This is a genomic window from Candidatus Filomicrobium marinum (assembly GCF_000981545.1).
Classification (GTDB): Bacteria; Pseudomonadota; Alphaproteobacteria; order Rhizobiales; family Hyphomicrobiaceae; genus Filomicrobium; species Filomicrobium insigne.
In genome coordinates this window covers 1,531,289-1,545,278 of record NZ_LN829119.1, presented here as the reverse complement: position 1 = coordinate 1,545,278, position 13,990 = coordinate 1,531,289, and the positions used below count along the sequence as shown (strand labels likewise).

The window sequence follows — 13,990 nt, the reverse complement described above, 5'->3', positions numbered from 1 at the left end:
GGCTAGGCCATGGCCGAGGTGTTGAGCTCCGGAATTATTGCGTCGGAGTTCAGGAGGCTGTCAGGCTTGCTGGGTGAGAGATGCCGGACATGCAGGATTGGTTTTAAAACGATGTCGTTTATTGCTGAGCGAATTTTCAATGGAGCGGCGCTGGCCGCATGTGTGAGTGCTGCTCTGACATTCGGGTTCCCGGTACAGGCCGAGGATGCAGCACACACCATCGCCAACAAGTTCGCAGAAGACACCGCATCCAATGAGGAGCACGCGAAACAAAAAGAGCTTCAGCGCACGATGGCGGAACTCAAAAAGAAAGCTGATGAGGCCCGTGCGCGCGCGAACGCCCAACGCCAAGCAGAAGAGACTGAAAGCCGCCGCCTGTACGAGCAGGAGTTACTAGAGCGGGCGCGCGAAGAATCGGAAGCGACCCGGCGGGCGGCAGCTGAAGAAGGCGCTCAGGCCAAAGCACGCGCGGAAGCACAGGCTAAGGCCAAGGCTGACGAAGTCGCCCGTGTCGCTCAGGAGAAAGCCGCGCGTGAACAGAAGCGCGCCGCAGAAGTCGAGGCTGCGCGCCGCGCAAAGGAAATCGCCCAAGCCAAAGCGCGTGCGGAGGCTGAGGCGAAAGCCAAGGCTGACGAAGTTGCCCGCGTCGCTCTGGAGAAAGCTGCGCGTGAACAGAAGCGCGCCGCAGAAGTCGAGGCTGCGCACCGCGCAAAGGAAGTCGCCCAAGCCAAAGCGCGTGCGGAGACTGAGGCGAAAGCCAAGGCTGACGAAGTTGCCCGCGTCGCTCTGGAGAAAGCTACCCGTGAAACGAAGCGCGCCACACAGGCGGAAGCGGACCGTCGGATCCGCGAAGCTGCGCGATGGGCAGCCGAGGCAACAGCAAAAGAGGCAGAAGCTGAACTGGCCGCACGCGAGCCAATCCACGCCAATCATAGCAGCGACCGCGAGGCGCAAGAGTTAGCAGAGCGGCTTCGAGAGGCGCGACACAAGTACAGCGCTCTCGGCGGGCCTACCGTTCAGTCGGTACCGGCCAGGGCCAAGCCGGTGACGGTGACACCTGCCGCAATCAGAATGGAAACCAAACCGTCTAAGCCAACCGCGCGCGCCGAGCAGCATGTCACCATCTTGCTGATCATGGATGTTGGCAAAAGAGGCTGGCGACGTCTCAGCAAAACGGCTGATCCAATGCTCTGCTTGCATGAGCATTGTTTCTTGAGCCGTGGATCGGATTTGCCCGCCGAAAAGCTCTCTCGGCATGCCGCCTTTGGCCCGACCGTGGCGCTCGTCAAACGGGGCGTTTCGTGCCGTTCTTCACCATCGTGCATTTTCCGGGATATTGATTTGGAAACTGCTGAGGCGATCCTGCAACCAGTCGATCTGCGGGTCCTGCGTCACGATCGTCGGGAAACCCAATTGATCCGAGCCGACAAAACGTGCGATCTGATCCGAGGCGAACTAGTCTGCGGGCATACGGTCGGCACCACCGACTGGCGCGCGTGGATCGTACCCGAGAGCGTCGCCAAGCGAGCCGGGCCGGCCGCGCTGGAAATGGCGCTCGAATCTGGGTTGGAGGGTTTGGATTGAACGAACCTGCGCAAAGCGCGGTAAAATACGCTGGTATTACACAATCAGTGACGGGCGTGCTGCTTGCTGGCGGCCAGTCCCGACGCATGGGGGGCGGTGACAAGGGTTTGCTGGAGTTGGCGGGCAAGCCGATGCTCGCCCACGTCCTGGCGCGTCTTGAGGGTCAGGTTGACCGCGTCGTCATTAACGCCAACGGCGATCCCGGCCGTTTCGACGCCTTTAACCTTCCCGTATTCGCCGACACAATCGAAGGACATGTCGGGCCTTTGGCCGGCGTCCTCGCGGGGATGCGTTGGGCTGCGGCCAACGTCGGTGGCGACGGATACATCGTCACCGCTTCGACCGATGCGCCACTCATACCCGCCGACTTGGTTACCCAGCTCGCAGCGAAACTGCGAGATGATCCTGATGCCGCCATTGCTCTAGCCGCCTCAGGTGGAAACCTGCACCCCGTCATTGGTCTCTGGCCGGTTGCACTGGCTGATGATCTCGAACAGTCGCTCCGGGACGGCGTCCGCAAGGTGCTGCACTGGACGGATCAACATGGTACGGTCATTGTAGATTTTGCATATTTCCGCATTGGAGAACGCGAAATCGATCCATTCTTCAACGCCAACACGCCCGATGAACTAGACGAAGCCCGCTTGATTTTGGGTGAGCTCTGAGACGCATCGTGCGAATTCAAGATGACCACCACGCCATGCTGCGCGCACCAAACGGAACACCGATCATCGGAATTGTCGGCTGGAAGAAGTCGGGGAAGACAACCTTGACCGTTCGTCTCGTCGAGGAATTCGTGAAGCGCGGTCTAAAGCTGGCGACAGTTAAACACGCGCATCACGCATTCGATGTCGACAATGGAGAAACGGATTCGGCGCGTCACCGTCGTGCCGGTGCCTCGCAAGTTGCCGTTGTTTCTGGGCGACGCTGGGCCATGGTGACAGAACTCCGCGGCGCGCCGGAGCCCAACTTCGAGGAAATCATCGCGGCTCTGGAGCCAGCCGACCTCATCATTGTCGAAGGCTACAAATCAGCTCCTATCGCAAAGATCGAAGCGCGGCGTGTCAAATCCCTGACAACGAAGCCCCTCGCCGACGATGATCCGCTCGTTATCGGGATCGCTACCGATCATGCGATCGATGGCAAGGGGTTGCCCGTCTTTGATCTCGACGATATCGAAGCGATTGCCGACTTGATTGAACGGATACTCGGCCCACTGCCGAGGCAGGCCAACAGCGAAAGCTCCGCCGGAGCGCAGATGCAGGACCCTGAATGAACGGGCATATTTCTCTGAGATCTCTCGCCGCTTCCATCTTCTCGGTTGTTACATTTGCCTGCGGATCGGCGCTGGCTCAGAATCCTGCAGCGCCCGCAGCGCTTGATCCCGGAGGACCTGCAATTGCGCTAATCTCTACCGGCGTCGATTATACCGATCCTGCGATCGCTTCACGTTTGGCACGCGATGGCGAGGGCGAACCCATCGCGTGGGACTTCGTCGACAACGATCTCAAACCCTTTGCAGCTCCCTCCGACCGTACCGACGATGGGACCCGACTCGCGAAGCTGATCCTAGCGACCGATGATAAGGCGCGCCTCATCGTTGTGCGCGTAACGCGAAACGAGCCAGACTCTCTGGCGAAGGCCGTAATGTTCATCGCGCGCACGCCGGCAACCGTTGCCGTTGTCGGGACATTTCCGCAGAAACAGGATGGATGGGATCGCTTCGGTGGAGCAGCCAGCGCTGCGGCGAAAAATGTGCTGTTCTTTGTCCCCGCCGGGATGCCGGATGAAGCGCTCGGCGGCCAGGCTTATCCCGTTGGGCTCAATCTAGAGAATATCCTGACCGTGGCTCCGCTGACGCCCAGTTCCGCAGAAAATGATACGGCGGAAGGCGCGGCCCCGGCCGATGTCTGGGTCAAGACGCGCGAAACGCAGGTCAACGACCAACCCGTTGTCGTACCGTCAGACGGATTGCAGGCGGCTGCGCTTCTTGGCGGCTATACGACCTGTGTGCTTCGCGGTCGCGAATTTACTCAGGTCGCCGCTGCGAAGGCGGCCCTCCAGGAGTTCGCATCATCGGTTGGAGATAACGGCCCGAAGAACGTGTACGATACCGTTTGCGAACAAAACAACGAGCCCAAGCCATCACCGTAAGAAAGCCGTATAGATGGCCAGCCGCGGAGGAAGCGTGATGGACGAAGACAATATGAATCGCAAAGAGCGTCGCGCTGCACGTAAAGCCGGTCATCTCGACAGCGCCGCTTTTCTCAAGGTCGCCGACAAGTTCATCGATCTCGCCAACCGTGAAAATGCGCGCGTCAAGGCTACTGACCTGCACAATGCGTTCCTCTATGCAGCCGCGCGTTATAACGCCTTCGTCGCTAATACGGTCCTCGAAGTCGAGAACCATGAGGAATTTGTCCAGACCATGGTGAAGCAGTACGCCGAAATGCTACGGCAGAATCTGGCCGATCCAAACCTCGCAGCAAAGCCAGAGTGACCTTCCTTCGTACCGCGTAGGCACGATTACGATTTTTGCGACGGAGGTAACGCGGTGCTTTCGGTGTCCGCAGTCTCGTCAGCGGCCTCAGCTTCCGCTTCTTCCGCCTTCAACGCCGCTGCGCAAGCCGCCCCTGATGTGGCCGCTGTATCAGACCAGTCGTCCTGGGAGGTTTTTGAGGCGACTGCTTCCTCTGCCCCTTGCTTAGCCTCGGGATCAACCGCCGTAACTTCCGTCTCTTCGACAGGCTTGCCCAACGCCTCCCACTCCGCCACCTCTTCGTCCGAGAGGAACCCTCGGCCAAACCGATAAGCCGTCTTCATCATCCCCTTTGGCAGACAAACGGCGGCATCAGTATAGTCCTCGCAGTAGTCATCAAGACCATCCATATTCGCGAGGACAGGGTTGGAGACCCACAATTTGCGAAGCGCGGTATTGCGAACGTCATCCGGGACGTCGGCTTCCATGAATTGCTCGTAGTCGGAATCGTAGCCGAGCGAGTCGAAATCGAATTTCGAGAAGTCCCGGACTTCCGGCTTTTGTGCCTCTGCTTCCCCGCGGACCTCACCCTCTGAGGGGGCAGCTGAAGTCTGCTGGTCAATTTCGGAAGCAGGGGATTTACGTCCGGCCTCGGCCTCAGAGATATCAGCATCTACCTGAGCTTCGCCGGTCCTGTCCGCCTGCTTTAATCGTGACCAGCGTCCGAGAAAGCCCTCGATCCGTTCCTGGCTCATTCGTTTTCCGTCTTTCCTTGCTTGGCACCCTTTGCACCATTCACCTTGCCCATCATGGCACGCCGCTCGCTCAAAGCGAATATCGGCTCTTGTCCAAAGAGATGCTTTTCCGGCTCAAGGTGCGGCTCACGTCGACGTTTCTTGAACGTCTCTTCAACGTGGTGCTTATCAATGAAATCCCGGATGATGAAGACCAACCGCTCCGGCATCGCCACGCAGTCTACGGAATCGAGCCCCATGCTCGCATGCGGTTGCGCCTCGAAAGGCGAGGCCGTGACCAAGTGAACGTCCAGCGGGTGTTCGCTTCCGGATTCTGGATCTTCCCGCGTCACCACGTACACAGACGGTTCGCCGTTGGCCAGGTTTACGCAGTAGGCGGTCGTTTCCTTCCGATGTAATTCAAGTGGAAGGGTCGCAGCGTGGTAATGCACCACATCATCCGTACGACGAAGCTCGCGCCAATCGTCAATTGACGGCGCGTCGAGAAATACGCTGATCGGGCGCCAACGATATTCCTGCCATGGATGCGAAATGCGCTCTCGCGCGATCACAACCCCTAGGGGAATGGAGACCGCAAGGCTCATTTATTCGACAGCTCCCTACGCTCCTAGACAAAAGAAATTGTATATTGCCAATTGAACCTTCCGCAAGTGCACTTTACAGCAGTTAAGGTCATAATTGCTGCTCCTTGCCACATAACATACGGCGGTGCCCCCATATGACGCAAAAAACCAACGATTCCAAGCTGCTGGTCTGCAACTGCCAGCGCTCGATGGACATCGATGCGGCAGGCTTGAGCAAGGCTTTGGGGTTCTCGGATAAAATAGTGGTTCACCAGGAACTGTGCCGCTCCGGAATTTCCGCATTCGAATCCGGTCTCGCCAGTGGGGCCCCCCTCCATGTTGCATGCACGCAGGAAGCACCCCTTTTTCTCGAAATCGCATCCGAACATGAATCCGAAGCGGAATTGCGATTTATAAATATTCGGGAAACGGCTGGGTGGTCGGAAGCAAAAAGTTCTGTCATGCCGAAAATGGCAGCGCTACTTGCCGATGCCAGCTACGAACCAGAGCCGGCGACAACGCTCACCCTTGAATCCAAGGGTATGTGCCTCGTTTACGGTTCCGGACAGGCGGCACTTGATACGGCTGCCAGTCTCGAAGGCCGGCTATCGGTTACCGTTCTCTTGAGCGATGCTGATGATGCGATACCACCGAACGTCGTTGCCCAACCGATTTACAAGGGCAAGATCCGGGCGGCACGAGGTGCGTTGGGCCGTTTTGAAGTGGTCGTCGATGGTTATGCGCCGGTGCTGCCGTCTTCGCGTGGCTCGCTTGAGTTTGCGATGCCGCGAGACGGAGCTTCCGCAAAGTGTGATCTGATCCTAGACATATCCGGAGGGCACCCACTCTTTACAGGTCACGGACGCCGCGACGGCTACATCAGTGCAGATCCGAACAACCCAGGTGCTGTCGCACGCGCGATGTTTGAAATTTCGGATCTGGTCGGCGAATTTGAAAAGCCGCGCTACATTGCGTACGACGCCAGTATCTGTGCGCATGCCCGCTCCGGCAAGGTCGGCTGCTCCAATTGCTTGGACGTCTGCCCACTGGGAGCAATTTCTCCGAACGGTGACAGCGTTTTGATCGATCCAGCCGTATGTGGCGGCTGTGGCAACTGTGCGGCTGCGTGTCCGACCGGTGCCGCGAGCTACGCGGTTCCACGGCGCGGTGATCTCGTGAACCGCCTTGGGATCATTCTCGACACCTATATCGGCGCCGGGGGAACGCATCCCAGGATCATGTTTCATGATGAGAAACACGGGACTGAATTGATTGGCGCCATAGCCCGCTTCGGTCGTGGCTTGCCGGCCAATGTAATACCGGTTCGTGTCAATTCCACACTCATGATCGGACACGATACGATTGCGGCTGCGTTGGCGCTCGGCGCCGATCAGGTCGCCATTCTTTGTTCACCTGAGCATCCAGAGGAATTGGAAACACTCCGTGCGCAGTGCCAGCTGGCTCGCACGATTGTTTCGGCACTCGGCTACGAGGGCGACCGTATCGTTATGATCGACGAGCATGATCCCGACTCGCTCGAGAATAGCTTGCATGACCAGACCGAGCTTACCGCGATGACGCGGAATGCTTTCTCGGCACTCGGTAGCAAACGCGAAGTCGCCCGCATCGCGCTCACCAAGCTTCACGAAAGGGCACCGACACCAACCCAGCTCGTGGCGCTTCCAGAAGGCGCTCCATATGGCCGCATCGTGGTGGATGTTAGCGGCTGTACGCTCTGTCTGTCGTGCGTGGGTGCATGCCCCGCCAATGCCCTCGGTGATAATCCGGAACGTCCGGAACTCAGCTTCACCGAAGCTGCGTGCGTGCAATGCGGCGTCTGCGTTGCCACATGCCCGGAAAAGGTCATTTCACTCGAGCCGCGTTATGACTTCTCGCCGCAAGCCCTAACCCCGACGGTGGTCAAATTCGAGGAACCGTTCAATTGCATTCGCTGCGGAACCCCCTTCGGCGCCCGTTCTTCTGTTGAGCGGGTTGTCGAGCGCTTGAAAGGGCACTCGATGTTCCGCGATGCTGGGCAACTTGACCTCATCCAGATGTGCGATACGTGCCGCATCGAAACCCTCGCCAACTCCGGGAATGATCCGTTTGCCGGAGGTGAACGGCCACGAGTTCGCACAACGGACGATTATCTATCAGCCGAGGCTGAGGCGGCACGGACCGGCAAAGCGCCAGAAGACTTCCTTAATTAGCCCCGCGGGCCTCATCAGATACGGCTCAATTGCACGCCCTCTCACGTCCGCTCAACAGGCCGTGAGAGGGCCTTTCCATTGGCGCTTGACGTGTGCATTTAAGGCAAGATGAGAAATCGCCTCGGAGACAAGTCAGATGGCTTCCAAACTGCTTATCTTGTCTGCTGGGTTGCTGCTGATCGCTGGCGTTATTGCCGCAATCGATCCGGAGCGCGGAAACAACCTGCCGCAAACGCGGCTCGTCGGCAATGCATGGTGAGGCGAAGCCCAACACAGGAAACATGAGAAACGACGTCGGCCTTCTCTCCCCCTCCCCCCCCCCCGAGCCGGCGTCCAACGGGTAGAGGTCTCAGTGAGCAGCACCAACTGGGACCTCTCCCCGATCCCTTGATCAGAGATTTCTTACGTCGAAGATCAGACGGAGGTGAGAAGGGGTAAATTCGTGATCAGATTCTGCGGCTTCATCTTGACCCGATCTTGAGCGGTCTGAGCCAATGCCAGATAAATGGGTCGCCCCTTCACGCGCTCGATAACCAAGCGCTCGTCCGGTATTTTCATCCGGAACAAACCGATCAGGCGTGTCATACTGTCGGCCGGAGGCGCATTTCCCTCATAGAGCGCATTGAGAATCTCCGTAGCCTCGCGGTCTAGGCCGATATGCCAACGCCAATCGCTATCCTCGATACGCGGACGCGGTTCGACTGTGACTTCGATACGGACAAGGTGGTTCAACCACCCTTCGATCACACGGGCGAACGCATCCAACGCTGGCTGTTCAAAGCGAAAATCGACGACGGTATCGAAACGGTCGGATCGGCCCCAGTAGATGTCCTTATTGTCCTCGCTCAGAACGTCGAGCGTGACACTCTTCATCTGAGTGCCCGTTTCAGCCAAAAGCTGCCCGAGACCCGTGTCCGTGCCAGTGCGCGCATGCATGTCGACGATCTCTTCATCGGCCAGCATTAAACGGCCATCGTCAGTCGAGACTGATTGTTCGCGGAAAAAAATCTCCGCAGCACGCAGTCGGATCGGATCACGCACATCCTTCAAGATATTGCGCAGAATGAGATGCACCATCTGATCGACGAAGACGGGCGGGACGACCGGCGTGGGATGGCGCATCAACGCGAGGTAAGCCCCCTCGATCGTGCGCGCACTCTTCAGCAGGTCACGATAAGCGAGAACGACAGCATAGTTCTCCGCTGCATCACGATCGGCGAGAGTCGCAAGACGCGCATCGGAAACGACCAGGAAGGGATCTTCCATAAGCTCGTCGTGGAGCTTGACCTCCTCGGCGCAGCTTTCATCAATCGGATGAATCTCGGGGCGCGTCAGATAGGCCCGAATGAAATCTGGTGTGACTTCCAACCAGCCTTCTTCACCTACGTTCAGCAGGTGCATTCCGGCTGATTTCCAAAAATCACGTTTCATCAGGCTCAACTTTCCAGACACGGGCGTGCAAAGGTTTGTCCGTCGGCGGGCGAATGGTGCGGAACTCTTCTTTTATGGCTCCGTCGGCATCCAGAACGCGACGCACAGTGAATACCGTGTTTATCGGCGCATCCTGTACGAGGTCGGTTATGAAAAACAGTTCTCCGCGTGCCGCTGGAAGCGCCGCTTCGATGTCGGGCGCACCGTATCGGGTAACGAAATGCTGCGCGAGCCGATACTCAGCTTCATCATAGTCCGAGCTTTGCGCCTGGGCTACGACCGCGAATGTGGAACGGCCAAAACTTGTCAGACCGAGGAAGCCATTCGCGAAAGCCTGGCGAAGCTTCCCGGCAATCGCACTTTTGTCGAGATCAGCGAACTCAAACGCTCCCGAGATCGCCCATTCGTCTGGTTCGGCGGCTTTTTCGAACACGTGCGCATCACTCATGTCGAAGTTGATGGTACGCAGCAGTTTGTGGCCGCTCATCCTGTTAAATCCATCCCAGCTGCCGGTGCGCCCGCTTCGCTTTCAAGCGCTATTGTCTTGCCGTCAGCGAGCCGAACAAGCAATTGCATCTCATCTGACATACCTAATGCGCGCCCGCGAACCAGCCGGCCGCCAATACTAAAAGCGGCTTCGTGTTCATAGCCCTCGACGCGGCCGATGAACGGACCCGCGACAGCTTTGAAACCGTCATCCTGCCAAACCTGCAACCACGAAAGCATATGCGCACTCAAGGAACGCAGAATCTGGGTACGATCGACATCCCCGCCCCCTTCATCAAAGACTGATGTCAGTTGCTCTGCTTCTCCTGGTTCACGGTCTATGTGTGGGCTTGCGACCTGAATGCTCGCGCCGACGACCAGCCAATCGGGAACATCATCCGGACCAGATTGCGCGAGCGCGAATTTCACTTGTCCGACAAATGCACCGTTGAGCAGGATGCTATTGGGCCAGCGCAGGTGGACTGCAGTCTTCGGCGGCATCAGTGTGCCGAGGCTGTCTGCAATGGCCGAAAAAAACAGCGGCTTGATCTGTAATGCCACACGGCGCGAAACCTCTGGCTCCAAAATTAAAGCCATTTCGGCCCGTTGCGTACTTCTCGCCCAAACGATGTCCGCCGCGCCAAGCTCGCCACTAGCGGCGCGACGGCAGGCTGTCTCGAATGCTTCGGCCGGTGCCTTGATGGCATGGCCCGTCAAGATCGGGGGAAATTCTGGATCCGGCAAATGCATGTCTCTTCTCGCGCGGTGGGACGTGCTCCGGATAAGGCCATCGATCAGCCTAGATCGATCTCACCCTCAACAACGTGATTGAGATCGGTATTCTCCGAAGTCAAAACAACACGAACCTTCAACTTGCCACTTGTCAATCCGCGCTCGCGAACGAGCGCTTCGATCTCGTGTTGTGACGTTACGCCAACCTGCTTGAGGAACTTGCGCATCGATAGGTTGAACTTTTCTTCGTCCATTTCACATCCTCTTATACGTAGAGATCGGGACTTGTCTCTCATTTGCATGATTGAGACACTGCGCCTTATCGGCACGCGGGAACGACGGGCTTTCTCGCGTATGATGTCTTTGACATCATCTCGATGGCCTGCTGCGCAGTGACGATACGCGGGGTCAGGCATTTGTCCGGTCCGCGCACCTCCAAGATAATCAGCCTCACAAACGAACGTTGCGATCCGCGTAGGCATCCGATGAGGAGACGCGTGTGTAATTCAACGTCACTGCGGCCGCAGCTGTAATGACCGCAAGGATAACGAGGCTCGAAAGAAATGCCTTCATGGCTTGTCTACTCCCAATTCGTTTGCTGGCGCACTCGGCTTCTTCGGATCGCTATTTTTCTCGTCAAGCTTATCCGATCCGCCGGGGCGGGTCGCTTCTTTAAGATATGAAATTAGATCATCGCGCTGTTCAGGGTCGGTCATCTTCTGCAGCGGCATTTTTGAGCCCGGCGTGAAGACATCCGGTCCGAGTTCAAAAAGCTTGGAGACGGTTTCCTCGGTCCAGATGATGTCGAGGTCCTTCAAGGGCTCCGAGTACGGGTATCCCGGGAGCGCTGCGATCTTTCTCCCAAATATGCCGTAGAGCGTTGGACCAGCGCGATTTTTGCCATCAGGTTTCAGCGTGTGGCAGACGCTGCATTTCCGCGCGAATTGAATACGGCCGCGGGCAAGAGGATCGTCGCTGGCTTCGCTCAACTGAAACCGCCGCGGATAGGGACTGTCGATGGGCTCGAAGGGTTGACGCGGCGTGATCTGCCAAGCCGTCACAAAATCATCCAGACCGCCCAGATATATTCTCTTTCCATCGGACGCGAAATCCATGGCCCAGATTGGACCGTAGGGATTTTGATATTCCTCGATCAACGTAAAATCCGCTGAGCGATAGACCCGGACAGTGCCGTCAGCGCCCCCCGTCGCCAAAAGGCCGGGCTTGTCTGTCGCAGCAAGAGACAGGATCGGGCGTTCGGAGCTCTTTAATTCTGCAACGACTTCCCCTGTGCGCGCCGATACGACGCCAGCGGTGCCGTTCAGACCGCCAAAGGCCAGATTCTCAGTGCCGGGAAGACGCGCGAGAACATTGATCCCCCAGCCCAGCCTGTAGATGGGACGCTGGTACGCGCCGTCCGTGACCTTGAAAAGGCGGATCTCGCCATCATAGCCAGCCGTATAGACGTCTGCGCCGTTCGCGGAGAATTCGACATCGTTGACTGGCCCGCGATGCCCCTCGAGCACGGGGCCGGGCACGAGCCGCTCCAGATCCCAAAGCCGGGCCGTATGGTCCCAACTCGCCGTCGCCGCCCAGCGGCCACCCGGCGAGACTGCAAGCCCCACGATTTTTCCCTTGTGACCGGAAAAGCGATGCAACGCCTTACCGTTTTCAAGGTCCCACAGGACGAGCACACCGTCGTCGCCCGCAGCGAGCGCCTTTTTGCCCTCTTCTCCTACGAAGGCAACGGCATTGACGGCACCGTCGTGTTCGTCGAACCGCCGTCCCTCGTCAACCTTCTCGCCGGAGACATCCCACAGCATCATCGCGTAGTCGAAGCTACCCGTCAGGACGCGTTCATGCGCTCGGTCGACGCTTATGGCTTTGACGGGACCGCCATGTCCGACCAGATTGCCATGCGCGGATCGGCGTTCCGATGCATCTGGCAACCCTTTTGGAGCCGGAGCCTGCATAGCCTTCGCGGAGGATGTACCTGTCGCGGGAGAGTCGGCGGCCCCGCCCGTTGCGACGGCCGGTCCTGCCAACGTTCCCAGCGCCACCAGCATCCAAACGGCCGACCAAATGGCCAGCCGTTTGCTGCGCAGGACGCGCGCTTGCAGGCTATTGTGCCTCATAGCCGGCTACTCGGCGGGTACTGGCTGACCTGACGGACGGTGCGCTTTTCCGGCTGCCAGTTCCTCTTCCGCCCAAACGCTGTGGTGTTCCTTGGCCCAATTTGTATCCACCTGTCCGGTTCCCATGGCATCGAACGCACCCTCCATGCCAAGCGTTCCGATATAGATGTGGGCGAAGATCACGCAGATCAGGAACAGCGCCATGATCGCGTGCCACAACGAGGCCAATTGCTGCTCCTCATTAGCGGTCAACTGCGTCGGCAAATCGAAGCCGATCATGTTCAAAGCCGCAAACGTCTTTGAGAACATCGGCATGTCGAACGGGAACATCAACGAGAGGCCCGAAAGTGTAATTGATATGCCGCTCAACATGATGAGCCAGAAGAGAATTTTCTGACCTGCATTGAACTTGCGGGCCGGTGGATGCACGCCGCGCGAGAACATACCGCCGCCCTTGGCCAGCCAAATGAAGTCTTCCTTGCTTGGGAAGTTATGGCGCAACCAGAGGACGAACGTGATTAGGAGGCCGGCCATGAAGGCGAAGGCGACATAGTTGTGCAGCCACTTGGCGACGATCGACATGCTTGCGAACGCTTCTTTACCCATGACAGGGATCAGTACGTAGCGCCCGTACAGCACGTTCAGGCCGGTCAACGCCAGAATGATAAATGACGTCGCTAGAAGCCAATGGCCTGTACGCTCGAGATAGTTGAAGCGCTCGATCGTGGCACCCGACTTGCCATGTTCGATACGGATACGGCCACGGATGAGGAAAAACAGCGCCAGAAGGCCCAGGATTCCGGCCATCGCGTAGGCACCATAAGTGGGCAACGGGCCATTACGTACGGCACGCCAAGTTTCGCCAGAGGAATCGACCAGCACGCCGGCCTTCTTGTCCATGATCGAGACCTGACCCTGAACGCCCTGGCGTAGTTTCGTCCAAAGCTCGATGTCGTAGCTTCCACCTTTTTCAGGAACGACCATAGGAGCTGTGGCGCCACCGTTTACTGCTCCGGCCGGCGGGCGCACGTTGGGATTGCCCGAGGAGGATTGGGCAAAAGCCGGTTGCGCGGCCACGATGAATAGTGCCAGCAGAGCGATCAGCGCATTCCACAATGCCCAACGCTCAGCCCCACGCTCCCCGTTATTTTTCAACTCAGCCATGGCTGTCTCCCTAGAGCCTTCTCCACCTATTCCTCAGACCAAGCTGCGCAGCCGCTGAATTATTCTTGTTCTCGCAGCCGGCTGTTGGCCTGCGCTCCTTCACACCCCTCAATTTCCCCGTAGGTTCTGAGCACGTGCCCGCAGTTCTTCGACCTGCTGCTTGCTCAGCTTCTCATCCTTCTTGCCGGCATAAACGCCAGGCGTGTGCATGAGGGGGCGGTTCTGCTCCGCCTCGCGGCACGCAGTTAGCGACAGCGCGAGCCCTGCCGCAATAAATGGTGCCAAATACGTCGCCGACTTCATTGCCGAATTCCCCCACGCTCAATGTCGTTCATGATGGGTCATACCGATCGGCTGCGAGCGATATTGGGCTTTCCATAGATCGCTCTGCTTCATGATCGCGCAAGCGTTCAGGAATTTCCATAGTTGTGTGCGCGGGCGGCCAGATCAA

Annotated in this window: 17 protein-coding genes; 7 read left to right on the top strand and 10 right to left on the bottom strand. The window is 58.1% G+C overall.

The window, feature by feature from the left end; translation table 11 throughout:
• Positions 1-111 precede the first annotated feature (111 nt).
• Genes YBN1229_RS07425 through YBN1229_RS07405 form a run of 5 tightly spaced genes read left to right on the top strand, consistent with a single transcriptional unit; the run spans position 112 to position 4,084 of the window.
• Positions 112-1,584, top strand: coding sequence for a hypothetical protein (locus YBN1229_RS07425; RefSeq protein WP_052743774.1), 1,473 nt, complete (start codon positions 112-114; stop codon positions 1,582-1,584).
• Complete coding sequence (gene mobA, locus YBN1229_RS07420) at positions 1,581-2,249, top strand: molybdenum cofactor guanylyltransferase MobA (RefSeq protein WP_244465035.1); 669 nt, start codon at positions 1,581-1,583, stop codon at positions 2,247-2,249. The genes YBN1229_RS07425 and mobA overlap by 4 nt, the downstream gene beginning before the upstream one ends.
• Before the next feature lie 35 nt (positions 2,250-2,284).
• Positions 2,285-2,860: a molybdopterin-guanine dinucleotide biosynthesis protein B gene (gene mobB / locus YBN1229_RS07415; RefSeq protein ID WP_046477744.1), complete on the top strand. Its 576-nt coding sequence runs from the start codon at positions 2,285-2,287 to the stop codon at positions 2,858-2,860.
• Entirely contained in the window at positions 2,857-3,738 is an 882-nt protein-coding gene (locus YBN1229_RS07410) for a hypothetical protein (RefSeq protein WP_046477743.1), read from the top strand. The genes mobB and YBN1229_RS07410 overlap by 4 nt, the downstream gene beginning before the upstream one ends.
• A 37-nt stretch (positions 3,739-3,775) precedes the next feature.
• Positions 3,776-4,084, top strand: a complete 309-nt coding sequence (locus YBN1229_RS07405; RefSeq protein WP_052743773.1) for a DUF3144 domain-containing protein — start codon at positions 3,776-3,778, stop codon at positions 4,082-4,084.
• 26 nt (positions 4,085-4,110) lie between these two features.
• Here YBN1229_RS07405 and YBN1229_RS07400 read toward each other — a convergent pair whose 3' ends face one another.
• Positions 4,111-4,818, bottom strand: coding sequence for a DUF3306 domain-containing protein (locus YBN1229_RS07400; RefSeq protein ID WP_052743772.1), 708 nt, complete (start codon positions 4,816-4,818; stop codon positions 4,111-4,113).
• Positions 4,815-5,402: a DUF3305 domain-containing protein gene (locus tag YBN1229_RS07395; RefSeq protein WP_052743771.1), complete on the bottom strand. Its 588-nt coding sequence runs from the start codon at positions 5,400-5,402 to the stop codon at positions 4,815-4,817. The genes YBN1229_RS07400 and YBN1229_RS07395 overlap by 4 nt, the downstream gene beginning before the upstream one ends.
• Positions 5,403-5,536: 134 nt before the next feature.
• On the opposite strand from YBN1229_RS07395, the gene YBN1229_RS07390 reads away from it, so the two are divergent.
• Together YBN1229_RS07390 and YBN1229_RS19260 are read left to right on the top strand one after the other, a co-directional pair.
• A complete protein-coding gene (locus tag YBN1229_RS07390; RefSeq protein ID WP_046477741.1) occupies positions 5,537-7,591 on the top strand; it encodes a 4Fe-4S dicluster domain-containing protein in 2,055 nt (684 codons plus the stop codon).
• Between the two features lie 136 nt (positions 7,592-7,727).
• A complete protein-coding gene (locus tag YBN1229_RS19260; RefSeq protein WP_280136729.1) occupies positions 7,728-7,850 on the top strand; it encodes a hypothetical protein in 123 nt (40 codons plus the stop codon).
• A gap of 155 nt (positions 7,851-8,005) precedes the next feature.
• Here YBN1229_RS19260 and YBN1229_RS07385 read toward each other — a convergent pair whose 3' ends face one another.
• The 8 genes from YBN1229_RS07385 to YBN1229_RS07355 form a co-directional block, all read right to left on the bottom strand.
• On the bottom strand, positions 8,006-9,022 hold the full coding sequence (locus tag YBN1229_RS07385; RefSeq protein ID WP_046477739.1) for a DUF6352 family protein: 1,017 nt from the start codon (positions 9,020-9,022) through the stop codon (positions 8,006-8,008).
• Entirely contained in the window at positions 9,012-9,509 is a 498-nt protein-coding gene (locus YBN1229_RS07380) for a DUF6505 family protein (RefSeq protein WP_046477737.1), read from the bottom strand. The genes YBN1229_RS07385 and YBN1229_RS07380 overlap by 11 nt, the downstream gene beginning before the upstream one ends.
• The gene (locus YBN1229_RS07375; protein ID WP_046477735.1) at positions 9,506-10,258 is read right to left on the bottom strand and encodes a biotin/lipoate--protein ligase family protein; all 753 of its coding nucleotides are present in this window, start codon (positions 10,256-10,258) and stop codon (positions 9,506-9,508) included. Before YBN1229_RS07375 ends, YBN1229_RS07380 begins: the two co-directional genes overlap by 4 nt.
• A gap of 44 nt (positions 10,259-10,302) precedes the next feature.
• Entirely contained in the window at positions 10,303-10,494 is a 192-nt protein-coding gene (locus tag YBN1229_RS07370; RefSeq protein ID WP_046477733.1) for a DUF6494 family protein, read from the bottom strand.
• A gap of 196 nt (positions 10,495-10,690) precedes the next feature.
• The gene (locus tag YBN1229_RS19255; protein ID WP_280136728.1) at positions 10,691-10,813 is read right to left on the bottom strand and encodes a hypothetical protein; all 123 of its coding nucleotides are present in this window, start codon (positions 10,811-10,813) and stop codon (positions 10,691-10,693) included.
• Complete coding sequence (locus YBN1229_RS07365) at positions 10,810-12,375, bottom strand: c-type cytochrome (protein WP_052743770.1); 1,566 nt, start codon at positions 12,373-12,375, stop codon at positions 10,810-10,812. The genes YBN1229_RS19255 and YBN1229_RS07365 overlap by 4 nt, the downstream gene beginning before the upstream one ends.
• A gap of 6 nt (positions 12,376-12,381) precedes the next feature.
• Entirely contained in the window at positions 12,382-13,539 is a 1,158-nt protein-coding gene (locus YBN1229_RS07360) for a formate dehydrogenase subunit gamma (protein WP_046477730.1), read from the bottom strand.
• A gap of 108 nt (positions 13,540-13,647) precedes the next feature.
• Positions 13,648-13,842, bottom strand: a complete 195-nt coding sequence (locus tag YBN1229_RS07355; RefSeq protein ID WP_046477728.1) for a hypothetical protein — start codon at positions 13,840-13,842, stop codon at positions 13,648-13,650.
• Between the last annotated feature and the right edge of the window lie 148 nt (positions 13,843-13,990).